Source organism: Streptomyces sp. NRRL B-24484 (genome assembly GCF_000717715.1).
GTDB lineage: Bacteria > Actinomycetota > Actinomycetes > Streptomycetales > Streptomycetaceae > Kitasatospora.
Genome location: NZ_JOAI01000007.1, coordinates 13,021 through 37,686 on the forward strand (window position 1 = coordinate 13,021; position 24,666 = coordinate 37,686).

The window sequence follows — 24,666 nt, forward strand, 5'->3', positions numbered from 1 at the left end:
GTGTACCTCGCGGACAGCCGCCGCACCCAGACCGCGGCGTCCGCCGCCGCCCCGGCCGACCGGCCGGGGCGGTCCGCGCGGATCGCCGGCACCGTCCTCGCCCTCGGGACGGTCAGTCTCGTCACCGACGTCTCCTCCGAGATGGTCACCGCCGTCCTGCCGCTCTACCTGGTCACCGCCCTCGGCGTGTCCCCGCTCGGCTTCGGACTGCTCGACGGCGTCTACAACGGCGCCTCCGCCGCCGTACGACTCCTCGGCGGACTCCTCGGCGACCGGGGAGGCGGCCGCCACAAGGCCGTCGCGGCCGCCGGCTACGGGCTCTCCGCCCTCTGCAAGCCGATGCTGCTGCTCGCCCGGACCACCCCGCTGATCGGACTCGTCCTCGCCGCCGACCGGACGGGCAAGGGCCTGCGGACCGCCCCCCGCGACGCGATGATCTCGCTCGCCACGCCGCCCGCGCAGCGCGGCCGCGCGTTCGGCGTCCACCGGGCGATGGACACCGCGGGCGCGCTCGCCGGCCCACTGCTGGCCTTCCTGATCCTGCGTGCCGCACCCGGCGGCTACCACGCCGTCTTCACCGTCAGCTCCTGCGTCGCGGCGCTCGGCGTGCTCGTCCTGGTGCTGCTCGTCCCCGGCCGCCTGCTGCGCCGCGCCGAACCGGCGCCGACCGCCGCCCGGCTGCGGCCGCTGGAGACCCTCCGGCTGCCGGGCCTGCGCCGGATCGCCCTCTGCGCGACCCTGCTCGGACTCGCAACCGTCAGCGACTCGTTCGTCTACCTGCTGCTGCAGCGCCGACTCGATCTGTCGGCGGGCTGGTTCCCGCTGCTGCCGCTCGGCACCGCCGCCGTCTACCTGCTGCTCGCCGTCCCGCTCGGCGCGCTCGGCGACCGGATCGGCCGCCGCCGCACCTTCGTGCTCGGCCACACCGCCCTGCTCGGCGGCTACACCCTGCTCCTGCTGCGGCCCGGCACCGGCCTGCCGCTCGCCGCCGCCGTCCTCGCCCTGCACGGCCTGTTCTACGCGGCGACCGACGGCATGCTCGCCGCCGCCGCTGCGGGCACCGTGCCCGAGGAGGGCCGCGGCGCCGGCCTCGCCCTCGTCGGCACCGGGCAGGCCGCCGGACGGTTCGCCTGCTCGATCGCGGTCGGCGCGCTGTGGGGCCGGTGGGGGGACACCACCGCACTCACCGTGATGACCTGCGCGCTCGCGATCGCCGCCACGGCGGCCGCCCGGCTCCTCGGCCCGCAGACCGACCACCCCGGACCGGAGGAGGCCCGATGACCATCGCCCGCCGGCTGACCGTCCTGGTCACCGCCACCGTCCTGCTCCTGCTCGCCGGCACCTGGGCGGTGCTGCACGCCGCCGACGACGCCCGGCACGACCGCCGGGCCGCGGCGGACGACCCGCCGAGCGAACCGGGCACCGTCACCCTGGGCGCCCGGCCCGACGGACCCCGGCTGCTCTTCCGCAGCATGATCTGGGGCCCGCACCGCGACGAGCTGGCCTCGGTGCCGCTCGACCACCCCGGCAGCACCCGCACCGTCTCCGCCCCCGACTGCCTGCGCTTCCACACCGCCGCCGGCACCGGCAGCTGCCTGCAGGCCGTCCACGGCGTCCTGCAGGACACCTACCGCGCCGTCGTCCTCGACGCGAACCTCCGCGAACTGCGCCACTACGACCTGGCCGGCATCCCCACCCGGACGAGGGTCTCGCCCTCCGGGCACATGGTCGCCTGGACGGTCTTCGTCGGCGGCGACTCCTACGCGGGCACGAACTTCTCCACCCGCACCTCGATCCTCGACACCCGCACCTGGACCCTGCAGGAGAACCTGGAGACCTACACCGCCACCGTCGACGGCAAGCCCCACCACGCCCCCGACACCAACATCTGGGGCGTCACCTTCGCCGACGACCAGTACTTCTACGCCACCCTGGCCAGCGGCGGGAAGACCTGGCTGGCCGCCGGTGATGCCGTCCGACACACCCTCACCACCCTGCACGGCAACGTCGAATGCCCGTCCCTGTCACCCGACGGCACCCGCATCGCGTACAAGAAGCGCGTCCCCGGCCTGCCCGACGACGAACCGTGGCAGCTCTACGTCCTCGACCTGAAGACCATGGCCGAGACCGCGACCGCCGAACAACGGGCCATCGACGACCAGGCCCTCTGGCTCGACGACCACACCCTCGCCTACGCCCTGGCCAGTGACGACGGATCCGCCCTGTGGCGCGTCCCCGCGGACGGCACCGGTGCCCCCGCGCTGCTCGTGGCCGCCGCACTCGCCCCCGCCGTCGTGCGCTGACCCCGCCGCCGACCGTCGCTGACGGCCCCCACGTCCCACCGCCGTCACCGGACCGGCGGCGGGACACCTCCACCACCGCATGTGCCTGGAACACCGCGTCGCACGCCGGTACATTCCTCGCAGTCGTCACGACCGCCACCCCAGCGGTCCCCTGGAAGGCAGGTGCGCCCTGACCGGACCGACACCCCGTCAGACCTGGCCGACACCCGGCGCCGAGCTCGCCCAGGCCCTGCGCACCGGGCCCTTCGACCTCGCACTGCGCACCGCGATCCGCGACAGCGGACTGAGCCTCGACACCGTCCAGCGCCGCCTCGCCCGCCGGGGCGTCCAGGTCAGCGTGTCCAGCCTCAGCTACTGGCAACGCGGGCGCAGCAGACCCGAGCGGCCCGAGTCCCTCACCGCCGTCCGCGCCCTGGAGGCCGTCCTGGGACTCGGCGCGGACTCGCTGATCGTGCTGCTCGGCCCGCGCCGGCCCCGCGGCCGCTGGCTCGACCACGTCCCCGGAGCGCTCGACTACCTCACCACCTTCGGCGACCCCGCCGTCGAGGGCGTCCTCGCCGGCTTCGACCCGCGGACCAACGCCCGGGTGGAGAACCTGCACACCCGCGTCGACATCCACATCGGCGTCGGCCGCGAGGAACGACGGATCGACGTCCTGCAGATCGTCCGCGCCCTCGGCACCGGCGCCGACCGCCTCCTCCTGATGACCCACGAAGGGCCGGAGGGCACCGACCGGAACGGCCCCGCCGTCTTCGACCTCGTCGGCTGCCGGCTCGGCCGCCGCCGGTACGACCCCGAGCACGGCCTCGCCGCCGCCGAACTCCTCTTCGACCTGCCGCTCCAGCCCGGCCGGTGCGCGGTCGTCGAGTACAGCTACTCCTATCCGCAGTCCGAGCCCTCCACCCAGTACGAGCGGATGGTCCGCTTCCCCGGCAAGGACCTGGTGCTGCGCGCCCGCTTCGACAGCCGGATGCTCCCCGTGGGCTGCCGGCTCGCCTGGCGCCCCAGCCACGACGCCCCGCCGCAGGAACTGGAAGAACTCCGGATCCCCCCGACCGGCCACGCCTGCGCCGTCCTGCCCGCCACCGACCCGGGCGTCTACGGCCTGTACTGGGAGTGGGGCGACGACCGGCTGCCCGACCGGCCGCCGGCGGGCTGACCGCCGCGGCACGGCGGCCCCGGCGCGTGCCGAACGGACCCGCACCGACCGGCCGGTCCGCCGTGCACCCCGGACGCACCCGGGGCCCTGGGCCGGACCGGACCGGGCTTCGGCCGGTTCTGCCGCCGCACCGCGGGGAAGGCATCACAGCGGGCCGCCGACCCGGCCGCCCGCACCACCGCCGCCACCCCGGCAGGAGGGCCCCGCGTGACCGGACCCAGCACGCAGACATCCGCCGAACGGCCCGACGACGGCCGGACGGACCCGCTCGTCCGGTACTCGCTGGACGACCTCCGCCGGCGCACCAGCATGAAGTGGCGCACCCACCCCGAGGACGTGCTGCCGCTCTGGGTCGCCGAGATGGACGTCCCGCTCGCGCCCGCCGTGGCCGAGGCCCTGCACCGGGCCGTCGACCTCGGCGACACCGGCTACCCGTACGGCACCGGCTACGCCGAGGCGCTCGCGGCCTTCGCCGCCGAACGCTGGAAGTGGGACGGCCTGCGGGTCGAGCACACCGCCCTCGTCCCGGACGTCATGCTGGGCATCGTCGAGACGCTCCGCCTGGTCACCCTGCCCGGTGACGCGGTCGTGCTCTGCCCGCCGGTCTACCCGCCGTTCTACGCCTTCGTCGGCCACGACGGCCGCCGCATCGTCGAGGCACCGCTCGGCCCCGACCTGCGCCTCGACCCCGCCGCCCTGGACGAGGCCTTCCACCGGGCCCGCAGCGGCGGCCGCAGCGCCGCCTTCCTGATGAGCAACCCGCACAACCCCACCGGCACCGTGCACACCCGCGCCGAACTCGAAACGGTCGCCGCACTCGCCCGCGAGCACGGCGTCCGGGTCGTCTCCGACGAGATCCACGCACCGCTGGTGCTGCCCGGGGCGGTCTTCACCCCCTACCTGAGCGTGCCCGGCGCCGAGGACGCCTTCACCCTGACCTCCGCCTCCAAGGCGTGGAACCTGGCCGGCCTCAAGTGCGCCCTGGTGGTCGCGGGCCCCGAGGCCGCCGCGGACCTGCGTCGGATGCCGGAGGAGGTCGGCCACGGCCCGAGCCACCTCGGGGCGATCGCCCACACCGCGGCGTTCCGCGAGGGCACGCACTGGCTCGACGAACTGCTCACCGGACTCGCCGCCAACCGCACCCTGCTCGGGCAGCTCGTCGCCGACCACCTCCCGGGCGTTCGGTACCGCCCGCCCGAGGGCACCTACCTCGCCTGGCTGGACCTCACCCACCTCGGCCTGCACGACGACACCCCCGCCGACGGCCCCGGCGTGGTGGGCGACCTGGCCGGCCCGGCCCGGATGTTCCTCGACGAGGCCCGCGTCGCACTCAGCTCCGGCCACGTCTTCGGCACCGGCGGCGCGGGCTGCGTCCGGCTGAACTTCGCCACCCCGCCGGCCGTCCTGCGCGAGGCGCTGGCCCGGATGGGAGGCGCCCTGCGGTCGCACTGACCGGCGGTCAGCGCGAGGGCCGGCGCTCCACCGGCTCGTACAGCTGCCCGTCCGGTGCCCGGAAGTGCGCGTAGCGCTCCTGCGCGTTCTCCGAGACCGGGCCGACCGGCACGCCCGCGGACCGCAGTTCGGCGAGCGCCCCCGCCAGGTCGTCGACCAGGAAGCCCACCGAGCGGTCCGTGTCGCCCGTCCCGCCCGGCGAGGCCACCGCGAAGGTCGAGCCGTCCGGCAGCCGGAACAGCTCCGCCTCCACCCCGTCGACCGCGGCCGGGGCCAGGCCCAGCGTCTCCCGGAGGAACCGCGCCATCGCCGGGCGCCGTTCGGTCGAGGTGCCGGCGAAGACCAGTCCGAGGATGCGCACCCCCGCACGGTACCCGGCCGCCGCGGTGCGGGGCCGGGTACCGGTCCGACGGGGTGTCAGCGGAGACTGCCGCCTTCGGCCCCGCTCCGGACGAGTTCGAGGAGGTACCGGTGGGCGGTCGTTCCTTCATGGTGGCGGCGCGGATCCCGATGCCGCGCGAGGGCTTCGACGCCTGGCTGCGCACGCCGCCGCCCGGCCCCGGCGCCATCGACAACCCGTCCGCGATGTACACCGGTTGGGCCCTCGACGGCGCCGAACCGGACTGGGGGCTGACGGCGCTCGCCGCGTACCCCGCGGCCGTCGCGGCGATCCTCGCGGCCCGTGCCGCCACGGGCCTCACCCCGGCCCGGCACCGCGACGGCGCGCCGGAGGTCTACCTGTACGACTACCACGGCGCCGAACACCGCACCCAGCCGACCTGTTGATGCTGGCCGCAGCCGGGCGCTCCGCGCCGGACGGCACCGAGACCGCGGTGATGTACCGGGGCGGCGACGTCGCCCCCGGCCTGCCGACGGCCGGCAGCCGCCCGCTCGCGGTCCTGCTGACCGGCCCCACCCGGGCCCGGTTCACCGACCGCCACCCGCTCGCCGCACTGATCGAGCAGCTCCGGCCCGTCGAGGCGGACTTCCTCGCCGCCGTCGCGGCCGCCGACGGGTACGCGGAGGAGACCGTCGGCCAGGACCCGGCGGGGGTGCTCGACCCCGCACTCCTCGACGCTGCCCGACCTGACTGACCCGTGGGCCTGCCGGCCCCGCTCCACCGTCAGGGCGCCGAACGGCTCCGGCGAGGCAATTCCCGTCCTGACGGCGGAAGACGACGGGTGGTCAGCCGCGCGGCACGGCGAAGTCCACCAGCCGGGCGCTGCCGGACGCCGCGTCCCGCCACGGGCCGGTCAGGGCGAGGACGGCGACGCCGCTGGTGGGGTACTTGGCGCGGAGCCGGTCCATCGCCTCGCCGCCCGGGCCGCCGGCCATGAACTCGACCAGGTCCTGCACCCCGGGCTGGTGGCCGACGAGCAGCACCGTCGCCGCGGCCGGGTCCAGCCCCCGGACGACCTCGACCAGGTCGTCCCCGTCGGCGCCGTAGAGCCGCTCGTCGAACACCACCGGCGGGGACTCCTCCCACCCGGCGGCGGCCAGTTCGAGGGTCTGCCGGGTGCGCAGGGCGGGGGAGCAGACCACGGCGTCCGGCACCAGCCCCCGGCCGTGCAGCCACCGGCCGGCGACCGGAGCGTCCCGCAGCCCGCGCGGCCCGAGCGGCCGGCGCCCGTCCGGCACCCCCTCGGGCCAGGCGGACTTCGCGTGCCGCAGGACGACCAGGGTCCGGGACTCGGATGCGTTCACACCCGCATCCTGCCCGCCGGCGGTCACCGGGGCCACCACCGGGCCCCGCGGCGCCCGGCACGGCCACCGCCACCGGGACGGCCGCCGCTCAGCCCAGGTGACGGCGGAAGAACGCGACCGCGTCGGCGGCGACCCCGGCACGGGTCGGCCGTCGCCCGCTACGCCCTGGCGGACGTGGTGGACGACCCGGAGGGCAGGCTCTCCTCCTTCGAGGAGACCGTCCGACTCCTCGAACAGCGAGGGGTCACGGTGGTGCTCCGACGACCCCCGGACGGCGGCGCGGCGGGCGCGGTGCTGCCGAGGACCCGGGACTCGACCGGGGGAGGGGCGGCCTGCCGGGATGCCGCCCGTGAACCGTCCTGCCGCGATGCGCCGCCTGTCGTACGTCGTTCCCGCCTCCTGGTGGGGGCGCGGCTATGTGGCGGCGGCCGCGGTGGCGGTGGCGGTGGAGCCGTCCGTCCCAGGGGCGCGCGCGGTGGCGCAGGTGCTGACGGCGCCGGCCTGGCTGGTGCTGCCGGTCGCCCGGCCGCTGTTCGCCGTCCTCCCCGGGGCGGTGTCGGCGGTGGCGCCGGCCCTGCTCCAGCTCGGCGGCGCACTGGCGTCCGTGGCCGTGTTCTCCGCCCTGGCCCGCCGGGCCCGGATCGGCCGGAGCGTCCACCCGGCCGCCCGCTGAACCCCGTTCCTAGCCGTGCGCCAGCGGGCGGACGGTGAGGATCTGCTGGGCGTGGCCGACGGGTCCGGCGGCGTCGTGGAGGACGGTGCTGGTGAGGCCGTGGCCGGTCGGGCCGAAGCTGACGGTGGTGTCCAGGCCCGTCCAGGGGCCCTCGGGGCTGCGGTGGAGGTGGACGGTCAGGTCCGTGTTGGGGTACATCCAGTCGGTCGGCGGCTGCTGGACGGCGATGCCGTTGGCGGTGTCCACCAGGGCGACGAAGGAGGCCAGCGGGCTGCTCGGCTCGCCGGCGACCAGCCCGAGCCGGGTGCTGATCCAGGCTGCGGCGCGTCCCGCCCGGCCCGGCTGCGGCCGGCGCACCTCGATCGAGGAGATGTAGCCGCCGTCCCACAGCTCGTCCATCGCCCAGGGGTCGCACGCCTCCGGCGGTGCGAGCCGCTCCACGGGGGAGTCCGCGACGGCCGCGGTGTCGAGGACGGCGAGCAGCCAGGCGCGGGCCCGGACGACCGCGCGGTCCCCGATGGTGACGACGGCCTCCAGGAGCTCGACCGTGCGGCCCGGCCGGATGCTCTCCACGGTGATCTCGCACTCGTCGAGGGCGATCCGGCCGAGGATGTCGTAGCTGATCCGGGCGAGTGCCAGGCCGGTGGCGGGGCGTTCGGCGAGGTACCGGTCGACGGCGTGCACGACGAGGCCGGCCAGCGGGCTGAAGTGCTGCTCCTCGGTGTTCCAGGCGCCCCCCGCGTGGGCCGTGGGCTTGTAGCGGTGCTCGCCCGTGCGCTGGTAGTAGCTGTCGGACGGAACGGCGGGGGCGGTCACGGTGCACCTCTCGTCGGCCGGCCCCGCGGGGCCGGACCAGGGTGGCCGGCGGTGCGGGGCGGGCCGCCGGCCGGTGCCCGCGTTCAGGATCGTAGGGGGCCGAACCGACCCGCCGTAAGGGTGAGCCTGCCCACACCGGGCGGCGGGCCGGGGGGGCGTGGTCACCCGGCCGGACGGCTGCGCAGCATCGCGTCCAGTGAGTCGACGATCCAGTCCCAGGACTGCTGCGGGTCGACCGGGGTGTGGCTGAAGCCGCCCGCCGCCTCCAGGCTGACGTAGCCGTGGAAGACGCTGCCGAGCATCCGGACGGCGTGCGTCTGGTCGGGCTCCGCGAGGTCGTAGCCGCGCAGGATCGCCCGGGTCATCTGGGCGTGCCGGACGCCGGCGCTGGCGGCGGCCGTCTCCGGGTCGAGCCGCAGCCGGGCGGCGGCGTAGCGGCCGGGGTGCCGGCGGGCGTAGTCGCGGTAGGCGGCGGCGAAGGCGGCGAGCGCGTCCCGCCCGGCCCGGCCGGCGAGGGCGTCGGCGACCTCGTCGGCGAGCTCCTCCAGGGCGAGCAGGGCGATCCGGGTGCGCAGGTCCTGGGAGTTCTTGAGGTGCGCGTACAGGCTGGCGACCTTGACGTCGAACCGGCGGGCCAGCGCCGTCACCGTCACCTGGTCGAATCCGACCTCGTCGGCGAGCTCGGCGCCCGCCCGCACCAGCCGCTCCGTGGTGAGCCCCGCGCGAACCATGTGCACTCTCCCGTCTGTCGTGGTCGATTATGCATTTGCCTAATAGTGTTAGGCAAATTAGCCTGCGACTCATGAAGCCGTTGACCGATTCCGAGATCCGTGCCGCCTTCCTCAACTGCACCAAGGGCGAGGCCAAGCGCATGTACGTCCCGCGGGACCTCGCCGAGCAGCCGTGGGAGGAGCTGGACCTGCTCGGCTGGCGCGACCCGCAGGCCCCCGACCGCGCCCACCTCGTCGCCGAGATCGACGGGCGGCCGACCGGCGTCGTGCTGCGCTGCCCCTCCGGCCCGTCCTGGAGCGCCCGCCGCAGCATCTGCTCGCTCTGCATCACCACCCACACCGGAGGCGTCTCGCTGATGGTCGCGCCGCGGGCCGGCCTCGCCGGCCGCCAGGGCAACTCGGTGGGTGCCTACATCTGCAGCGACCTCGCCTGCTCGCTCTACGTCCGGGGCCGGCGCGACCTCGGCCCCGGCACGCGCATGCCGGAGTCGCTCACCCTGGAGGAGCGGATCGACCGGCTCGCCGCCAACACCGCCGCGTTCGTCGCCAAGGTCGCCGCCTGAGCGACACCCGGCCACGGTGCCCGTGCGGCTACGGCACCCGTGCGGCTACGGGGCCCGGTCGGCGCCGTGCGGCGCGTCGACCGAGGTGGGCAGCGCCTGCTCGGCCCAGATGATCTTGCCGCGGGGGAAGTAGCGGGTGCCCCAGTGCGTGGTCAGCTGCGCGACCAGGAACAGCCCGCGGCCGCCCTCGTCCGTGGTCGCCGCGTACCGCAGGTGCGGGGCGGTGCTGCTGCCGTCCGACACCTCGCAGATCAGCGCGCGGTCGCGCAGCAGCCGCACCCGCGCCGGCTCGGTGCCGTAGCGGATCGCGTTGGTGGCGAGTTCGCTGAGGATCAGCTCGGTGGCGAAGACCAGGTCGCCGAGGTCCCACTTCTCCAGCGCCGCCGCCGCCCAGGTGCGCAGCTCGGCGACGGCCTCCGGCTCGAACGGGATGTCCCGCTCGACGATGTCCTCCGGGTCGAGCACCCGGGTGCGGGCGATCAGCAGGGCCACGTCGTCCTGCGGCCGGGCCGGCAGCAGCGCGTCGATCACGGCCCGGCAGTTCTCCTCGGGCTCCCGCCGGTGGTCGGCGAGGGCCTCGCGGAGCAGCTCCATGCCGACGTCGAAGTCCCGCGCCCGGTCCTCGATCAGCCCGTCGGTGTACAGCACGATCTGGGTGCCCTCGTCCAGCTGCAGCTCCGCCGTCTCGAAGGGCGCGCCGCCCGTGCCCAGCGGCGGCCCGACCGGGAGGTCCGGGAAGTCGACGCTGCCGTCCGGCCGGACGAGCGCGGGCGCCGGGTGGCCGGCCCGGCTGACCGTGCAGAGCCGCGAGACCGGGTCGTAGATGGCGTACAGGCAGGTGGCGCCGGAGACGCCCGTCCCGGTCGCGCCGTCGCTCTCCTCCTGGTCGATCCGGTCCACGAGCTCGTCGAGGTGGCCGAGCAGCTCGTCCGGCGGGATGTCCAGGGCGGCGAAGTTGTGGACGGCGGTGCGCAGCCGGCCCATGGTGGCCGCCGCGTGCAGGCCGTGGCCGACCACGTCGCCGACCACCACCGCGACCCGGCTGCCCGGCAGCGGGATCACGTCGAACCAGTCGCCGCTGACCCCGGACTGTGCGGGCAGGTAGCGGTGCGCGACGTCGAGCGCGCTCTGCTCCGGCAGGGCCCGCGGCAGCAGGCTGCGCTGCAGGGTCACCGCCATCGCGTGCTCCCGGGTGTACCGCCGGGCGTTGTCGATGCTCACCGCGGCCCGCGCGACCAGCTCCTCGGCCAGCGAGAGGTCCTCCTCGTCGAAGGGCTCCGGCTTCTGCGAGCGCCAGAAGTTCGCGACGCCGAGGATGATGCCGCGCGCCGTGAGCGGGGTGGTGATCAGCGAGTGCACGCCGTGGTCGATGATCCGGTGCGTCCACTCCGGGTCCTGCGCCTGCCAGCCGTCCGCCGTCGACAGGTCGGGCACCACCTGGGAGAGACCGCTGTCGAAGCCCTGCGCCATCGGCGTCGACGGGACGAAGGTGATCAGCTTGCCGCGGGGGTAGAAGGGGTGGTCCTCCTCGATGCCGCTGACCGCGACCCGGCGCAGCTGCATGTCGCCGCCGGTCGGCTCGTTGCCCTGCAGCACCGGGTCGGCGAGGTCGACGGTGACGAAGTCGGCGAGGCCGGGGACGGCCACCCGGGCCAGCTCCTCGGCGGTGTGCTCGACGTCGAGGGTGGAGCCGATGCCGGTGCCGGCCTCGTAGAGCAGGGCCAGCCGCTTGCCGGTGGCCTCGGCCTTGCCGGTCACCGCCAGCAGCTCGGTGGAGTCGCGGATCGTCGCGACCGAGCCCATGGCGCCGCTGTGGCGGTCGGTCGGCCGCTGGTTCACCACGAGCAGCCGCCCGCCGGCCCGGTGCACCTCGTCGGTGGCCTCCCGGCCGGACAGCAGCAGCTCGGCGGTGTCCGGGTCGAGGTTCTCCAGGTCGCCGACGTGCCGGTGTTCCGCGTCGGCGGGCAGCCCGAGCAGCGACTTCGCCTCGTCGTTGGCGAGCACCAGCCGCCCGTCCTGCCCGACGATGACCACGCCCTCGCGCACCGCGTGCAGCACCGCGTCGTGGTGCTCGTACATCCGCGTCATCTCCTCGGGGCCGAGCCCGCGGGTCTGGCGCTTCAGCCGCCGGGCGGCCAGCGCGGTGCCGGTGGTGGCCAGCGCCAGCGCGGCGGCTCCGGTGCCGAGGATGATCGGCAGCTGCTTGTTGCCGGCGGAGGTGACGTTCTTGACCTTCAGCCCGGCCGAGACCAGGCCCACCACCTGCCCGTCGGCGTTCTTGACCGGCACCACGGCCTGCACCTCGTGGCCGAGCGGGCCGTGCACGCTCTCGGTGTAGATGCGGCCCGCCAGCGAGGGGCCGATGGTGCCGACGAAGCGCTTGCCGATGCGGTCGGGCAGCGGGTGGGTGTACCGGATGCCGTGGGTGTCCATGACGACGATGAAGTCGACCCCGGCGTCCTTGCGGGCCGCCTCCGTCAGCGGCTGCAGCGTCGTGGTCGGCGAGGGCGACTTGAGGGTGTCGACCAGCCCGGGGGAGTGCGCGAAGGCCTCCGCGACGGCCACCGACCGGTTCTTCGCCTCCTTCTCGCTGGCGCCCCTGGACTCCAGGACCAGCGCCAGGATCGCGCCCAGCACCAGCAGGACCACCACCGCCACTTGCACGGCGAAGACCTGCCCGGCCAGGCTCCGCGGACTCCTCGCTCTGCGTGACTGCTTGGAGGTGCCCCGGGAACGGTCGGCGCGATCGACCATGGCTCCATTCAAACACCGAGCCGAGGGCGACCACGAAGCGTGGCAGTCGGCGCGGCGCGGGACCGGGACCTCCGGCGGGGGCGGTCCCGGTCCCGCGCGGGCCTCAGGCCGCCAGTGCGGTCGCGGTCGCGGGCACCGGTGCGCCCCGGTGCAGCCAGGCGCGCTCGGCGGCCGTCCACGCGGTGGTGGTCAGCAGGTACAGCCCGGCCGCGAGCGGCACGAACGCGGCGAACACCACCGTGCCGAACGACAGGTACGACAGCAGGCGCGCACCCGGCACGACGGGCGCCCCGGCCGCGGCGGACGAAGCGGCCGCGGCGGCCGAGGCACGCCGGGCCCGGCGGAAGCCGACCCAGCAGACCGCGCCGATCGCCGCGTACAGCGTGCCGAGGACGGCGTACTGGCCGGCCGTGCGGGCCTCGCCGAGGTGCAGGCCGAGCGGCACCCCGGCGAGGGTGTGGCCGAGCAGGTCGTTCGGGGTGGTGAACAGCCGGTACATCACCGAGAAGAACGGGATCTGCACCAGCATCGGCAGGAAGCCGGCGAACGGCGAGGACTTCTCCTCCCGGTACAGCTCGGTCAGCGCGGCCTGCAGCTTCTCCGGCTTGCCCTTGTGCCGCCGGTTCAGCTCGGCGACCTTCGGCGCGAGCCGCATCCGGGCCTTCTCGCCGCGGGCGGCGGAGCGGGCGAGCGGGTGCAGCGCCAGCCGGACGAGGGCGGTGAACAGGACGACGGCGAGCGCCGTCGGCACCACCGCGGCGAGCGCCGAGACGGCGTCGTGGGCGAGGTGGACGACAGGATCGAGAACAGCGAGAACGGACATGCGGGGCGGGCCCTCCGGGACTCGGACGAACGAGGTGTCGGCGGAAGGCGGCCGTGCGGAAGAGGACTACGCGGCCGCCGGGGCCGCACCCGGTGCCCTGGGGCGGCGTCGGCCGCGGGCATCCGGATCACGCTGCGGGAGGAAGGCCGTACCGAGGGCCCGGCGGCGCAGCACACCGGCGCGGACGGCGGCCGGGGCACGGGCCCCGAGCAGGCGGGCGGCCGCGAGGGCGCCCGCGACGGCACCGGCCAGCAGGACGGCGGCCGCGGTCGCCGCGACCGCGGTCAGCGCGGACGGGCTGAGCGGCAGCTCACCGGCGAACAGCCGGAGCACGGCGAGGAGCAGCGCGACGAAGGGCACTGCACACCTCCACGGGGACCGGCTGACGGGACGTGAGCCCGATGGTACGTGGCCGCAGCGCCGAACGGTACCGACCGGAGGAGGAACCTCGCCGCCCCCCGTCGCCGCCCCCGCGGTGCACCGGGCGGCCGGGTGCCGTGTGAGGATGGCCGGCGAGCCGGCGGACGGACCGCCCCCGGCCGCGGACCTCCGAACGGACGACGACGTGACCCCCGCACCGCGCCCCCTGCTGCTGCCGGACGGACGCCCCGCCGCCGCGGCGTGGACCCTGGACCCGGCGATGAGGCACCTCAACCACGGCTCGTTCGGGGCGGTGCCGCTGGCCGCGCAGCGCGAGCAGCAGCGGTTGCGCGAGGAGATGGACCGGGCCCCGGTGGTGTGGTTCCCCGCCCTGGCGGGCCGGGTGGCCGCCGCGCGGGCCGAGGTCGCCGAGTTCCTGCGGGTACCCGCCGGCGACCTCGCCCTGGTGCCCAACGCGAGCGCCGGTGCCAGCGTCGTCTACGGCAGTCTGGAGCACCGCCCCGGCGGCGAGGTGGTCGTCACCGACCACGGCTACGGCGCGGTCACCATGGGCGCCGAGCGGCTGGCCCGCCGCTGGGGCGGCACCGTCCGGACGGCCCGGGTGCCGCTGGACGCCGGCCCCGAGGAGGCCGCCGCGGCGGTGCTCGCCGAGGTCACCGACCGGACGGCCCTGATCGTGCTCGACCACATCACCTCGGCGACCGCCCGCTGGATGCCGGTCGGGGCGGTCGGGGCCGCCGCCCGCGAGCGCGGCATCCCGCTGCTGATCGACGGCGCGCACGTGCCCGGCCTTGCCGAGGACCCGCTCGACGGGCTGCAGTTCGACGTGTGGGTGGGCAACCTGCACAAGTTCGGCTGTGCGCCGCGCGGCGCCGCCGCACTGGTCGCCGGCTCCGGGCTGCGGGAGCGGCTCTTCCCGCTGATCGACTCCTGGGCTGCCCGCGAGCCCTTCCCCGAGCGCTTCGACACCCAGGGCACGGTGGACGCGACCGGCTACCTCGCGGCTCCGGCCGCCCTCGGCTTCGTCGAGCGGACCTGGGGGTGGAAGGCCGCCCGCGACTACCTCGGCGAACTGGCCGACTACGCGGAGCGGATCGTCGGCGCGGCGTTCGCGGAGGCGACCGGCACGGACGCGGCGGTCGACGTCGGGATGCCGGTCAGCGCCCTGCGCCTGGTCCGCCTGCCGGACGGTCTGGCACCCGACCGGCTCGCCGCCGACGGACTGCGCGACCGGGTCGCGGCCGAGCTGGGCGTCGAGGCGGCCTTCACCAGCTTCGGCGGCACCGGCTACTTCCGGCTCTCCACGCACGTCTACAACACGCCCGCGGACTACGAGTACTTCGCCGAGCACTGCGTGCCCGTCCTGACCGCCTGGGCGCGGGGCTGATTCCCGCCGCCGACCGCCCCCGCGCGGCCGCCGCCGGCTGTTAGGGTCCGGGCATGTCCAAGGCCGAGATAGACGCGATCACGACGGAGTTCTTCGGTGCGTTCGACAACCGGGGCGGGAAGCCCGCGGACGTCGCCCGGATCCGCCGGCTGCTGCTGCCGAACGGTGTGATCGTCAAGACCGGCCCGGACTTCGCCGCCTACGGCGTGGACGAGTTCGTCGAACCCCGGGAGCGGCTGCTCGCGGACGGCCGGCTGGTCGAGTTCTCGGAGTGGGAGACGTCCGAGCGCACCGAGATCGTCGACGACATGGCGACCCGGGTCGGCGACTACCGCAAGTCCGGCGTCCTGGACGGCGAGCCCTTCGAGGGCGGCGGCACCAAGGTCATGCAGTTCGTCCGCACGCAGGACGGCTGGCGGATCGCCGCCGTGTCCTGGTTCGACCGGGACTGATCGTTCGGCCGGGACCGGTCCGGAGCTCGGCGCCGCCGGTCACCGGTCGGCGGTGTCGCCCTCGGGCCCGGGGAGTGCCTCGGGCCGGGTGAGGGCGACGGTCGCCCGGCGGGCGGCCTCGACGACGTTCCGGTCGGTGGCCGTAGTGCCCTGGGCGGCGAGCAGTGCCGCCCGTACGGTGTCGAAGGCCATCCGGACGGCGAGCCGCTGCTGCTCGTCGGCGGGTTCGTCGACCAGCAATGCGACGACCTCCTCGAACGCGCCCGGGATGTCTGCCGCGTCCTCCGACAGACGGCGCATCACCGGCTGGTTGGCCTGTGCCAGGCGCATCACCGCCAGCCGCTCGGGCGTGGTGCCGGCGATCCACCGCAGTGCGGCCTCCCGCACCAGGCCGGGCGTCCGCGGCTGCGCGGAGATCCAGGCGGCGAGCTCCCGCACCTCCTCGCGCCGCTCGGCCACCAGGCTGGCGACGATCTCCTCCTTGTTGCGGAAGTGGTAGTAGAGGGCGGACTTCGTCACGCCGAGGGCCTCGGAGATGTCCCGTACCGAGGTGGCCTCGTAGCCCTTCTCCGTGAACAGGGCCAGGGCGACCCCGAGGATCTCGGCACGGGTCTCCGCGGCCGGGCGGCGGCCTCGCGCGGCGGGGCTGGTCATGTCCGGCTGCTCCGTCCCTCGGCTGGTGCGTCCCCGGCCGTCCCGGGGCGACTCCCATCCTACCTTGCTTACTGAACGGACGTTAAGTAGCGTGGAACTTAATGACCGGTCGTTCAGTACGGCCGGTCCTGCCGTCGTGCCCGAGGAGGCGCCCGTGAACGCCGTACCCGCAGTCCCCGCCATCGCCGTCGTCGGAGCCGGTCCGGGCGGACTGCTCTGCGCCCGCGTGCTGCAGCAGCACGGTGTGCCCGTCACCGTGTACGAGGCCGACGCCTCCGTCGACGCCCGCGACCTCGGCGGCACCCTCGACCTGCACGCCGACTCCGGCCAGATCGCCCTGGAGGACGCCGGACTCACCGCCGCCTTCCGCACCCTCGCCCGGCCCGAGGGCCAGGCCAAGACCCGCATGGACCACCGCGGCACGGTCCTCGACCGCTTCGTGCCCGAGGCCGACGACGAGGCCGCCCCCGAGATCGACCGCGGCCAGCTCCGCCGGACGATCGCCGCGCACGTCGACCCCGCCTCGATCCGTTGGGGCCACCGCCTCACCCGCGTCGAGCCGCTCGCCGGCGGCGCCCACCGGCTGCACTTCGCCGACGGCGGCACCGCCGAGGCCGACCTGGTGATCGGCGCCGACGGCGCGTGGTCCCGGGTCCGGCCGCTGGTCTCGCCCGCCACCGCCGACTACAGCGGGGTCTCCTTCCTCGACGTCGTGTACGCGGACGCGGACACCCGCCACCCCGCGATCGCCCGGCTGGTCGGCGACGGCCACCTCTTCGTCCGGGACGGCGAGGGCCGGGCGGTCATCGCCCAGCGCAACAGCGGCGGCCACGTCCGGGCCTACCTGGCCATGCGCACCCCGGCCGACTGGTACACGGCGGCGGGCATCGCCGACCCCTCCGACCCGGCCGAGGCCGATGCCGTCCGCCGCCACCTGCTCACCGAGTTCGCCGACTGGGACGCGCAGCTGCGGCCCTTCCTCACCGACGTCGACGGCGGATACCGGCACCGGCCCATCCACGTCCTGCCCGCCCCGCACACCTGGGAGCACCGCAGCGGCGTCACCCTGCTCGGCGACGCCGCCCACGTGATGGCCCCCTTCGGCGGGTACGGCGTCAACCTCGCCCTGCTCGAAGGCGCCGAACTCGCCCGTGCGATCGCCGAGGGGCCGACCCCGGACGCGGCCGTCCGCCGCTACGAGGCCGCGATGACGGACCGCGCCGCGCCGCTCGCGGCCGACGCCAACGACGCGCTCGCCCGCTTCTTCGGCGCCACCCCGCCCGCCGCGCACACCGCACCCGACCCGGCCGAGGAGCACCGCCGCTACCGGCAGGGCGCAGCCGAGTACCGGGCCCGGCAGACGGCGGCCCCGGCGGGCGGCAGCCCGCACCGGTGATGCCGACCGCTGAACGGCGGCCCACCACGGGCCTCGGGCCGCATGGTCGGACGGGCGCGTGGGGGAGATCGTGACGGCGGTGGTGGCCGTGGTGGGGACGCTGCTCGGTGCCGGGCTGACCTCGTTCCGGCAGTTCCGGCCGGCCGACCGGACGGAGCGCAACGGCCGCGACGGCTACACCTGGTCGCAGTGGGTCGAGGCGTACAGCGGTTTCGCCGCGGCGATGGCCGAGCTGTCCAGGGCGCGGTCGAACCGCTGGCACCGGCGGCTCGACCACCCGGACCGGGATCCGGAACCGGCCCGGCCCTCGTCTTCGAGCGCCGGTCGACCGCCCGGCAGGCGCTCTTCCGCGTCGTGCTCGTCGCGGGCAGCGACCGGGTGAAGGAGGCGGCCCGGGCGGCGTTCGACTCGCACCGGCCGATCGGCGACGCCCGCGACGAGGCGGAGTCCGCGCAGCTCGGCGCGGCCTGCCGACAGGCGGTGGAGGCGTTCCTCGCGCAGGCCGCCCAGGAGATCGCCTGAGGCGGCCTCGCAAGCTTGTTGACGATGCATCAGGGAATCGTCGGTAGCCCTTGACGCGGGGCGTCCGCCGGGACAGGGTATGGCCCGGTCCGGGTGCGGTCGGACGGCGCGACCTCCCCTCCCTCGGGGAGCCTCCACCAGCCCACCGACTCCTCGGAGAGCCCTTCCGTGTCCAGACTCCTCCACCGCCTGGCGGCCTGCGCGGCGGGCGCGGCCCTAGCCGTCGCCGGACCGTTCGCCACCGGTGCGCACGCCGACACCCCGGCCGCCGTCAACCTCGCCACCAACCCGGGGTTCGAGATCCCCCAACTGCCCCTGGACGACTGGGGATCGGTCCCCGGCTGGCAGTGCACCGCCGGTGAGGCGGCGATCGGCGGCACGGCGCACAGCGGCGGCTCCGCCCTCCTCGTCACCCCCGCGGCCGCCGACTCCACCGGGCGCTGCGAGCAGCTCCTCGCCGTCCGGCCCGCCACCACCTACACGGTCTCGGCCTGGGTGCGCGGCGCCTACGTCTTCCTCGGCGCCGAGGGCACCGGCCACGACGCGGCCCCCGCCTGGACCCCGGACACCGGTGGCGAGTGGCACCGGCTCACCACCTCGTTCACCACCGGCGCGGCGGTGACCAGCGTCCGCCTCTACCTCCACGGCTGGTACGGCCAGGGCGCCTACGCCGCCGACGACGTCCGGGTGGACGGGCCCGAGCCGGCCCCCGCACGCGCCCTGTGGAACGTCCCGACCGACGACCCGGTCTTCTTCGTCACCGTGGACGACGGCTGGCAGCGCACCCCGGAGGCGGCCGCGCTGATCGCCGACCGGAAGCTGCCCGTCACCGCCTTCCCGCTGCCGATGCCGCTCGGCTTCGACCCGGACTGGTTCCGTGCCGTCACCGCCGCGCCCGGCTCCTCGGTCCAGGACCACAGCGTCTCCCACCGCGACCTCACCACGCTGAGCGCCGAGGAGCAGCAGGCGGAGATCTGCGGCGGCCGTGACGCCGCGCTGCGGCGCACCGGCACCGCACCGACCGTCTTCCGGCCGCCCTACCTCGCGTGGAACGCCGACACCCTGCAGGCCGCCGCCAACTGCGGCGCGACCACGGTGATGACGGCCACCGCCGACTTCAGCTGGGGCGCGTCGAACGTGTACCACGGCGGGCCGCTGCGCCCCGGCGACGTGGTGCTGCTGCACTTCACCGACACCCTCGCCGGCGACCTGGCACGGGTGCTGGCCGCCGCCGACGCGGCCGGTCTGCGGCCCGCGGGCCTCACCGAGTACCTCTCCTGACGGCCGCTGCGGGCCGCCCGGTGCACCCCGCCGGGCGGCCCGCAGCGCTGCCCTTCCCGGCGGGCCGGGCAGCGCGGTCTCAGGGGACGGTCTCCACCGGCACCGCCTGCCGGCGGTCGAGCCAGTAGCGGCCGACCAGGGCGCCGCCGTAGAAGACGAACCCGGTGCCGATCAGCCAGGACTCCACGACGAGCAGCACGCCCACCGTGCCGTACGACTCGGCGTTGGACACCACCATCGGGTCGAACACCAGGGCCGAGAACACCCGCAGGCCGCCGAGCCCGGCGGTGGTGGCGAGTGCACCGGGCAGCAGGGACCGCCAGCCGACCCGGCCGCCGAGCAGGAAGTGCTGGCCCCACCAGAAGAACGCCACGCTCATCGCCGCCAGCAGGAGCAGCCGCTCCGCGGTGTCCCACCAGCCGGGCCGCAGCACCGTGCCGGTCTCCACCTCGACGACCAGGAACACGGTGAGCGCGCCCAACCACAGCACCTGCCGCCACAGGTGCCGCCACGACGGCGGTGGAAGCCGCCAGACCCGCTCGTAGACGGTCTGCACCGCTGCCACGAAGGACAGGCCGAACAGCGCCAGGGAGAGCAGCGACAGTGCGCTCGCGGTGCTGCGGACGTGGTGGTCGGCCGCGAACAGGTGCTGTACCGGTGCCGCGGTGCGGCCCGGCAGGCCCATGCCGTCCACCACCCACTGGGCGAAGCCGTGCTGCCGGAACGGGTCGATCGCGGCGACCACGATCAGCAGCGGGACGAGCGTCACCAGCCCGAGGGCCGCGAACCCCATCGACCGCTGCATCAGTTCCAGCCCGGTGCCCTCCCGCCAGAGCCCGCCCGGCCAGCCGCGCCGCCACCGGTCGGCCCATCGCCCGTCCGTCGTCCGTCCGCGCACCGGCCACGAGATCCCGCCGACACCGTGCATGGCACACCTCCCGACGATCCGCCCGCCCTCACCACCATCCTCCGCGCCCGGCGCCGTCGCGCACCGGCGCCCGCGCCCGGGTGTACCCGCGGTCGCCCCTCCGGGCGCGCCGGCCGTCGGCGTCAGGGGCGCTGCCACCAGCGGCGGGGGCGCTCCTGCTCCGCGGCGTCAGCGGCGTCCCGCTCGGCGGCGACGGCCAGGCGCGCGGCCTCCGCGGCCCGCGGGTCGTCGTACTCGCGCGACAGCACCTCGACCCGGCCGGTGGCGGGGTCGTGGCGCACCGTGTCCAGGGCCATGCCGTCGAGCTCGGCGACGGTCTCCGCGTGGGCGGTGGTGTCCAGGGGCATCATCATCAGCTTCGGGTCGTCCGGGGTGACGGTCACCTCCTCGGCGAGCAGGGTGTCCAGCAACCGGCGCGGGGTCTCGGAGGGCAGTCGCTCGTCCACCGCGACGTGCATCAGCAGCTGCTCGAACCCGGTGTCGATCCACCGTGCGTGGGAGACCCACACCGACCGCACCGTCGGGAACTCGCGGATCCGGCGGCGGAGCGCGTCCCGGAGGGCCACGGCCACCGGGTGGGTGGAGCGGGTCAGCCGCATCGTCCTGCCCTCGGTGCCCCGCATCCCGCGGTCGGACAGCGTCCGGATCACCAGCCCGATCGACAGGGCGACCCGGTTCCGGTCGGAGTGGACCAGCAGCACGCGGACACCCGTCCGTTCGGCGATGTCCCACAGCCGCAGCACGTCGCAGTGGAAGGACGCCGCCGGTTCCGTGACCTGCTCGGCGAGGCACGCCGCACTCACGTAGCCCGGCAGTGCCGGAACGCCGTCCTCGCGCTGCAGGAACATCAGCTTGCCGCTCGGCAGGACGGGCAGGTACACCCCGTGGTCCGCCACGGCGGCGATCAGCGCCTCCGCATCGTTCTCGTCCGCGCCACGGTCGAGGATCTCGGCGAGCGCCGCATTCGTGTCCACGCGCACAGCGTACGGGCGGCGTCAACTGCCCTGCGAAGGACGGGGAATCGAAGGGCGTGACAGGATTCCGGAGTGATCGCCGGGACGAGGGGGCGCCGTGACGGAGCAGTGGAGCACCCACGGGATCGAGCTGCTGGACGACCGGGTGGTGAAGCGGTTCCGCCCGTGCGGCGACGGCGAACCCGAGCGGGAGTGGCGCGCCCTCACCCTGCTCGGGCAGCACTGCCCCGACCTGGCCCCCGCACCGCTGGAGGCGGACCTCGCCGCGACCCCGCCGACCGTCGTCATGGCCCGCATCCCGGGCGTCCCGCTGCGCGGCACGGTGGTGACCGATCATCAGGTACGCGCCATGGCTGCAGCGCTGGACGCGATGCACTCCGCCGTCCCCGGCCCGGTCGCCGAGCGGCTGCCGCTCCGCCTGTGGAACGAGCGGCACGCCGCCCGCGGCATCCGCACCCGGTGCGAGCACCTGTGCCGGGCGGATCCGCCCCGGGCCGTACGGCGGGCGGTGGCGGAGGGGATGCGCTGGCTGGACCTGGCGGAACGGGCCCGTGCGGCCGGCCCGGACCTCCCCGCCGTCCTCGGTCAGGCGGACGGCAACCTCGCCAACTTCCTCTGGGACGGCGCGAAGGTCCGCATCGTCGACTTCGAGGACTCCGGCCGCAGCGACCGCGCCTACGAGCTCGCGGAGGTGGTCGAACACGTCTCGGCCCGGGTCGACAGCGACCTCGACGTCCCGTCCTTCCTGGGCCGCTTCGACCTCACCGCGCCCGAGGAGCGGCGGCTGCGCGAGTCCCGCAGGCTCCTCGCCCTGCTGTGGCTGCTGATCCTCGCCCTGGAGGACCCGGCACGCGCCCGCAACCCGGCCGGCACGGCCGAACGCCAGGCGGATCGCCTGCTGACCCTGCTCGGTTGAAGCCGGCGGTCCGGGCCGCCCCTTACCCGTTGTCCGGCCCGGCCGGCCGGTCGGGGTCCTCGTCCGCCGGGGGTGCGGGCTTGCTGTGGAGGACCGCGCGGGCCTGTTCGGCGGCGCGGACGATGCTCTCGCTGATGAAGTCGAGGAACCGGGCGATGTTCTCCAGGCGGGCGGCCGCCGGGGTGTCGGCGCCGAGGACGGCGACGCCCTCGCGGGCGGTGGCGACGAGCCGGTCGTTGGCGCGGGCGCTGGCGATGGTCGCCTGGTAGAAGAGCTCGTCGTCGACGATGTAGCGGTCGCGGCGGCGTTCGTCGCGCTCCCGGCGGACGAGGCTCTGGCCCTCCAGGAAGGCGATCGCCTTGGAGATGGACGCCGGGCTCACGTCGAGGTGCCGGGCGAGCTGCGAGGCGGTGAGGCTGCCCTCGTCGCTCAGGAAGAGACAGGTCAGCACCCTGGCACCCATCTTGGGCACGCCCGAGGCCATGAGGACGGTGGTGAGGGTCTCCTCGTAGTCGGCGACGGCCCCGGCGTCGCGGCCCTGCGGGTGCGGGACGGGCGCCGATCCGCGGGGCGGGGCCGGCTTGCGCCGGTGGGCACGGCGCTCGGTCGCGCGGTGCGCGAGGTCGGACCGGTACGAGGTCGGGCCGCCGTTGCGCATCACCTCGCGCGTGATCGTCGAGGTCGGCCGGTCGAGGCGACGGGCGATCTCGGCGTAGGGGAGGCTGTCGGCCAGCCCCAGCGCGATCTGCTGGCGTTCCTGCTGGGTGAGCCTGCCTCCCGGCATCGCGTTCTCCTCCGTGCTGTTGCGTGCTGCGTGCTGCTGCGCGCCGGCCCGTGGTGGGGTCGGCCGCGCCAGCCTAGCGTTCACCTCTCTCCCATTGCAATGATCGTCGCCCTGCCTGTTGCGTTATCCTCTCGCTGGTTGCAACGATTTGGCGGCTTCTACCTGCTGTTATGTGGATCGGATGCAACGGGTGTGTTGCCATCAATTGGAAAGCAACGTAGCGTTTCTCATGTCAGAAACACAGAGCGAGCACAGGAGAGCACGATGCAGACGTTCGACACCACCGCCCCGATCTCCGCCGTCCTGGACGTGCCCGCCGGACGCATCCAGCTGATCGCCGCCGACCGGGCGGACACCGTCGTCGAGGTCCGGCCCGCCGACCCGTCCAAGGGACGCGACGTCCGGGCCGCCGAACGGGCCACCGTCACCTACTCCGACGGTGTCCTGCGGATCGGCGCCCCCGAGCCCACGGGCAAGCTCCTCGGCTCCTCGGGCTCGCTGGAGGTCACCGTCCAGCTGCCCGCCGGCTCCCGCATCGAGGGCACGGCCGCCGCCTGCGAGCTGCGCGGTGTCGGCCGCCTCGGCGACGTCGCCTTCGACGGCGCGTACCACCGGATCAAGCTCGACGAGGCGGCGAGCGTGCGGCTCACCGCGGTCGACGGCGACGTCGAGGTCGGCCGACTGGGCGGCTCCGCGGAGATCAGCACCACCCGCGGCAGCATCCGGATCAACGAGGCCGGCCCCGGCACCGTCGTCCTCAGCACCCGGTCCGGCGACATCTCGGTCGGCGCCGCCGCCGGCGTCTCCGCCGCCCTGGACGCCGGAACCGGCCACGGCCGCGTCGGCAACGCCCTCAAGAACAACGGCACCACCGAGCTCGACATCCGCGCCACCACCGACCACGGCGACATCACCGCCCGCAGTCTCTGAACGACCGTCACCACGACGGCCGGGCCGCAGCGCACCACCCGCGGCCAGGCCGGCCGTCACCGCCGCCCCGCGATCCACCGCGGGGCGAGGAGCGGCCCGAACACCACGACCCGCGAACGACCAGGGGGAACACCATGACGAAGAACAGCACGACCTCGAACGCTGCGACCTGGACCGGCACGGTGCCGGTCGACGACACGGAACTGGCCGTCACCGACACCGGCGGCCCCGGCATCCCGGTGGTCTACCTCAACGGCCAGTTCGCCACCCAGGGGTACTGGCGGCGGGTCGTCGCCGACCTGGGCGCCGGGTGGCGGCACATCACCTACGACGAGCGGGCCCGCGGCCGGACGTCGGGTCGCTCGGCGGACTACTCCTTCGAGGCGGCCGTCCGCGACGTCGACGCCGTCCTCGCGGCCAGGGGCGTCGACCGGGCCCTGGTGGTGGGCTGGTCCTACGGCGCGTTCGTGGGGGCGCACTGGGCCGCCCGGAACCCGGAGCGCGCCCTGGGCGCGGTCCTGGTCGACGGCGCCTTCCCCTACGACTGGCTGGACGAGGCGATGGAGCAGCGGATCCGCAAGCAGTTCCGGCAGTGGGGCCGATTCCTGCCGCTGCTGCGCCCGACCGGCCTGACCCCGCGGATGACCGCCGACGAGATGGCGGACTGCAACATCGAACTCGGCCGGATCTCCCGGGAGCGCGAACTGGGCCCGGTGCTGGACGGCATCACCGTCCCGGTGCGGTACGTCGTCGCCTCGGGGTCGTCCCTCGGCAGCCGCGGTGACGAGCAGGAGCGGATCCGCACCAGCCTCGACGCGGTGACCGCCCGCAACCCGCTGATCGCGGTCGGCGCGAAGGTGGCGAGCAACCACGGCGGGGTCCTGAAGAAGGACTTCGCGGCCATCGCCGCCGCCGTCCGCGAGGTCGCCGCCCTCGGCGGAGAACGGAACTGACGACGCGACCGCGGGTGGCAGGCGGCGGCCGACGGTCAGGCGTGCTCCGTGACGCCGCCGTCGGCCGCCGCCTCGTACACCGCGATGCCGAGCCGCGCGCGGACCCGGGCGGGCACGCGCAGCGCCTCCA

Annotated in this window: 28 protein-coding genes; 17 read left to right on the forward strand and 11 right to left on the reverse strand. The window is 75.3% G+C overall.

Going from position 1 to position 24,666, the window contains the following annotated elements:
• From IE98_RS0108660 to IE98_RS0108675, 4 genes are all read left to right on the forward strand, one after another.
• Entirely contained in the window at positions 1-1,281 is a 1,281-nt protein-coding gene (locus IE98_RS0108660; RefSeq protein WP_030266844.1) for an MFS transporter, read from the forward strand.
• Positions 1,278-2,303, forward strand: a complete 1,026-nt coding sequence (locus IE98_RS0108665; protein ID WP_030266847.1) for a PD40 domain-containing protein — start codon at positions 1,278-1,280, stop codon at positions 2,301-2,303. Before IE98_RS0108660 ends, IE98_RS0108665 begins: the two co-directional genes overlap by 4 nt.
• Before the next feature lie 79 nt (positions 2,304-2,382).
• Entirely contained in the window at positions 2,383-3,462 is a 1,080-nt protein-coding gene (locus IE98_RS0108670) for a helix-turn-helix domain-containing protein (protein WP_052390295.1), read from the forward strand.
• Between the two features lie 207 nt (positions 3,463-3,669).
• Complete coding sequence (locus IE98_RS0108675) at positions 3,670-4,914, forward strand: MalY/PatB family protein (protein ID WP_052390296.1); 1,245 nt, start codon at positions 3,670-3,672, stop codon at positions 4,912-4,914.
• Between the two features lie 7 nt (positions 4,915-4,921).
• On the opposite strand, the gene IE98_RS0108680 is transcribed toward IE98_RS0108675, so the two are convergent.
• Entirely contained in the window at positions 4,922-5,275 is a 354-nt protein-coding gene (locus tag IE98_RS0108680) for a VOC family protein (protein ID WP_030266856.1), read from the reverse strand.
• A 110-nt stretch (positions 5,276-5,385) separates the two neighbouring features.
• On the opposite strand from IE98_RS0108680, the gene IE98_RS44350 reads away from it, so the two are divergent.
• Together IE98_RS44350 and IE98_RS44355 are read left to right on the forward strand one after the other, a co-directional pair.
• Complete coding sequence (locus IE98_RS44350; protein ID WP_030266859.1) at positions 5,386-5,700, forward strand: hypothetical protein; 315 nt, start codon at positions 5,386-5,388, stop codon at positions 5,698-5,700.
• Positions 5,700-6,008 (forward strand): hypothetical protein, encoded by a 309-nt coding sequence (locus IE98_RS44355; RefSeq protein ID WP_030266862.1) that lies wholly within the window; start codon positions 5,700-5,702, stop codon positions 6,006-6,008. The genes IE98_RS44350 and IE98_RS44355 overlap by 1 nt, the downstream gene beginning before the upstream one ends.
• A gap of 91 nt (positions 6,009-6,099) precedes the next feature.
• On the opposite strand, the gene IE98_RS0108695 is transcribed toward IE98_RS44355, so the two are convergent.
• Positions 6,100-6,618, reverse strand: a complete 519-nt coding sequence (locus tag IE98_RS0108695) for a SixA phosphatase family protein (protein ID WP_030266866.1) — start codon at positions 6,616-6,618, stop codon at positions 6,100-6,102.
• Positions 6,619-6,967: 349 nt separating this feature from the next.
• Here IE98_RS0108695 and IE98_RS48950 point away from each other — a divergent pair, with 349 nt between their 5' ends.
• A complete protein-coding gene (locus tag IE98_RS48950) occupies positions 6,968-7,291 on the forward strand; it encodes a hypothetical protein (protein ID WP_159400856.1) in 324 nt (107 codons plus the stop codon).
• Positions 7,292-7,300: 9 nt separating this feature from the next.
• On the opposite strand, the gene IE98_RS0108705 is transcribed toward IE98_RS48950, so the two are convergent.
• Together IE98_RS0108705 and IE98_RS0108710 are read right to left on the reverse strand one after the other, a co-directional pair.
• On the reverse strand, positions 7,301-8,107 hold the full coding sequence (locus IE98_RS0108705; protein WP_030266871.1) for a thioesterase family protein: 807 nt from the start codon (positions 8,105-8,107) through the stop codon (positions 7,301-7,303).
• A gap of 161 nt (positions 8,108-8,268) precedes the next feature.
• Complete coding sequence (locus IE98_RS0108710; protein WP_030266874.1) at positions 8,269-8,838, reverse strand: TetR/AcrR family transcriptional regulator; 570 nt, start codon at positions 8,836-8,838, stop codon at positions 8,269-8,271.
• Positions 8,839-8,909: 71 nt separating this feature from the next.
• Between IE98_RS0108710 and IE98_RS0108715 the strand changes: the two genes are divergently transcribed.
• Complete coding sequence (locus IE98_RS0108715) at positions 8,910-9,401, forward strand: FBP domain-containing protein (RefSeq protein WP_030266878.1); 492 nt, start codon at positions 8,910-8,912, stop codon at positions 9,399-9,401.
• Between the two features lie 45 nt (positions 9,402-9,446).
• On the opposite strand, the gene IE98_RS0108720 is transcribed toward IE98_RS0108715, so the two are convergent.
• The 3 genes from IE98_RS0108720 to IE98_RS0108730 all read right to left on the reverse strand — a co-directional run bounded on the left by IE98_RS0108720 (position 9,447) and on the right by IE98_RS0108730 (position 13,338).
• Positions 9,447-12,155, reverse strand: coding sequence for a SpoIIE family protein phosphatase/ATP-binding protein (locus tag IE98_RS0108720; RefSeq protein WP_030266881.1), 2,709 nt, complete (start codon positions 12,153-12,155; stop codon positions 9,447-9,449).
• A 103-nt stretch (positions 12,156-12,258) separates the two neighbouring features.
• Positions 12,259-12,978 carry a YidC/Oxa1 family membrane protein insertase gene (locus tag IE98_RS0108725; protein WP_030266885.1) on the reverse strand — a complete coding sequence of 240 codons (720 nt, stop codon included), beginning with the start codon at positions 12,976-12,978 and terminating at the stop codon, positions 12,259-12,261.
• 66 nt (positions 12,979-13,044) lie between these two features.
• Positions 13,045-13,338: a DUF6412 domain-containing protein gene (locus tag IE98_RS0108730; protein WP_030266887.1), complete on the reverse strand. Its 294-nt coding sequence runs from the start codon at positions 13,336-13,338 to the stop codon at positions 13,045-13,047.
• A gap of 145 nt (positions 13,339-13,483) precedes the next feature.
• On the opposite strand from IE98_RS0108730, the gene IE98_RS0108735 reads away from it, so the two are divergent.
• Together IE98_RS0108735 and IE98_RS0108740 are read left to right on the forward strand one after the other, a co-directional pair.
• On the forward strand, positions 13,484-14,746 hold the full coding sequence (locus IE98_RS0108735) for an aminotransferase class V-fold PLP-dependent enzyme (protein ID WP_052390297.1): 1,263 nt from the start codon (positions 13,484-13,486) through the stop codon (positions 14,744-14,746).
• A gap of 53 nt (positions 14,747-14,799) precedes the next feature.
• Complete coding sequence (locus IE98_RS0108740) at positions 14,800-15,198, forward strand: DUF4440 domain-containing protein (protein ID WP_030266893.1); 399 nt, start codon at positions 14,800-14,802, stop codon at positions 15,196-15,198.
• A gap of 39 nt (positions 15,199-15,237) precedes the next feature.
• Here IE98_RS0108740 and IE98_RS44360 read toward each other — a convergent pair whose 3' ends face one another.
• Positions 15,238-15,852 (reverse strand): TetR/AcrR family transcriptional regulator, encoded by a 615-nt coding sequence (locus tag IE98_RS44360; RefSeq protein ID WP_052390298.1) that lies wholly within the window; start codon positions 15,850-15,852, stop codon positions 15,238-15,240.
• Positions 15,853-16,006: 154 nt separating this feature from the next.
• Here IE98_RS44360 and IE98_RS0108750 point away from each other — a divergent pair, with 154 nt between their 5' ends.
• The 4 genes from IE98_RS0108750 (at position 16,007) to IE98_RS44370 (ending at position 19,051) form a co-directional block, all read left to right on the forward strand.
• Entirely contained in the window at positions 16,007-17,248 is a 1,242-nt protein-coding gene (locus IE98_RS0108750; RefSeq protein ID WP_043173759.1) for an FAD-dependent oxidoreductase, read from the forward strand.
• 58 nt (positions 17,249-17,306) lie between these two features.
• Positions 17,307-17,630, forward strand: coding sequence for a hypothetical protein (locus IE98_RS44365; protein WP_052390299.1), 324 nt, complete (start codon positions 17,307-17,309; stop codon positions 17,628-17,630).
• Positions 17,603-17,770, forward strand: coding sequence for a hypothetical protein (locus IE98_RS48955; protein WP_159400857.1), 168 nt, complete (start codon positions 17,603-17,605; stop codon positions 17,768-17,770). The genes IE98_RS44365 and IE98_RS48955 overlap by 28 nt, the downstream gene beginning before the upstream one ends.
• 168 nt (positions 17,771-17,938) lie before the next feature.
• A complete protein-coding gene (locus tag IE98_RS44370) occupies positions 17,939-19,051 on the forward strand; it encodes a polysaccharide deacetylase family protein (RefSeq protein WP_052390300.1) in 1,113 nt (370 codons plus the stop codon).
• A gap of 79 nt (positions 19,052-19,130) precedes the next feature.
• On the opposite strand, the gene IE98_RS0108770 is transcribed toward IE98_RS44370, so the two are convergent.
• Positions 19,131-19,979, reverse strand: coding sequence for a YhjD/YihY/BrkB family envelope integrity protein (locus tag IE98_RS0108770; RefSeq protein ID WP_052390301.1), 849 nt, complete (start codon positions 19,977-19,979; stop codon positions 19,131-19,133).
• A gap of 122 nt (positions 19,980-20,101) precedes the next feature.
• Positions 20,102-20,953 (reverse strand): hypothetical protein, encoded by an 852-nt coding sequence (locus IE98_RS0108775; protein WP_159400858.1) that lies wholly within the window; start codon positions 20,951-20,953, stop codon positions 20,102-20,104.
• A gap of 97 nt (positions 20,954-21,050) precedes the next feature.
• On the opposite strand from IE98_RS0108775, the gene IE98_RS45640 reads away from it, so the two are divergent.
• On the forward strand, positions 21,051-21,869 hold the full coding sequence (locus IE98_RS45640) for a phosphotransferase (protein WP_030266912.1): 819 nt from the start codon (positions 21,051-21,053) through the stop codon (positions 21,867-21,869).
• A gap of 22 nt (positions 21,870-21,891) precedes the next feature.
• Here IE98_RS45640 and IE98_RS0108785 read toward each other — a convergent pair whose 3' ends face one another.
• On the reverse strand, positions 21,892-22,653 hold the full coding sequence (locus IE98_RS0108785) for a helix-turn-helix domain-containing protein (protein ID WP_030266917.1): 762 nt from the start codon (positions 22,651-22,653) through the stop codon (positions 21,892-21,894).
• Positions 22,654-22,917: 264 nt separating this feature from the next.
• Here IE98_RS0108785 and IE98_RS0108790 point away from each other — a divergent pair, with 264 nt between their 5' ends.
• Entirely contained in the window at positions 22,918-23,583 is a 666-nt protein-coding gene (locus tag IE98_RS0108790; RefSeq protein WP_030266920.1) for a DUF4097 family beta strand repeat-containing protein, read from the forward strand.
• 134 nt (positions 23,584-23,717) lie between these two features.
• On the forward strand, positions 23,718-24,536 hold the full coding sequence (locus IE98_RS0108795) for an alpha/beta fold hydrolase (protein ID WP_030266922.1): 819 nt from the start codon (positions 23,718-23,720) through the stop codon (positions 24,534-24,536).
• Positions 24,537-24,666: the final 130 nt, after the last annotated feature.

Coding starts and splice junctions, on each gene's coding strand:
- IE98_RS0108665 (WP_030266847.1), top strand. CDS start 1,278: ATGACCATCGCCCGCCGGCTGACCGTCCTGGTCACCGCCACCGTCCTG.
- IE98_RS0108670 (WP_052390295.1), top strand. CDS start 2,383: ATGTGCCTGGAACACCGCGTCGCACGCCGGTACATTCCTCGCAGTCGT.
- IE98_RS44355 (WP_030266862.1), top strand. CDS start 5,700: ATGCTGGCCGCAGCCGGGCGCTCCGCGCCGGACGGCACCGAGACCGCG.
- IE98_RS0108710 (WP_030266874.1), bottom strand. CDS start 8,838: ATGGTTCGCGCGGGGCTCACCACGGAGCGGCTGGTGCGGGCGGGCGCC.
- IE98_RS0108715 (WP_030266878.1), top strand. CDS start 8,910: ATGAAGCCGTTGACCGATTCCGAGATCCGTGCCGCCTTCCTCAACTGC.
- IE98_RS0108720 (WP_030266881.1), bottom strand. CDS start 12,155: ATGGTCGATCGCGCCGACCGTTCCCGGGGCACCTCCAAGCAGTCACGC.
- IE98_RS0108725 (WP_030266885.1), bottom strand. CDS start 12,978: ATGTCCGTTCTCGCTGTTCTCGATCCTGTCGTCCACCTCGCCCACGAC.
- IE98_RS0108735 (WP_052390297.1), top strand. CDS start 13,484: ATGGCCGGCGAGCCGGCGGACGGACCGCCCCCGGCCGCGGACCTCCGA.
- IE98_RS0108740 (WP_030266893.1), top strand. CDS start 14,800: ATGTCCAAGGCCGAGATAGACGCGATCACGACGGAGTTCTTCGGTGCG.
- IE98_RS44360 (WP_052390298.1), bottom strand. CDS start 15,852: ATGACCAGCCCCGCCGCGCGAGGCCGCCGCCCGGCCGCGGAGACCCGT.
- IE98_RS0108770 (WP_052390301.1), bottom strand. CDS start 19,979: ATGCACGGTGTCGGCGGGATCTCGTGGCCGGTGCGCGGACGGACGACG.
- IE98_RS0108785 (WP_030266917.1), bottom strand. CDS start 22,653: ATGCCGGGAGGCAGGCTCACCCAGCAGGAACGCCAGCAGATCGCGCTG.
- IE98_RS0108790 (WP_030266920.1), top strand. CDS start 22,918: ATGCAGACGTTCGACACCACCGCCCCGATCTCCGCCGTCCTGGACGTG.
- IE98_RS0108795 (WP_030266922.1), top strand. CDS start 23,718: ATGACGAAGAACAGCACGACCTCGAACGCTGCGACCTGGACCGGCACG.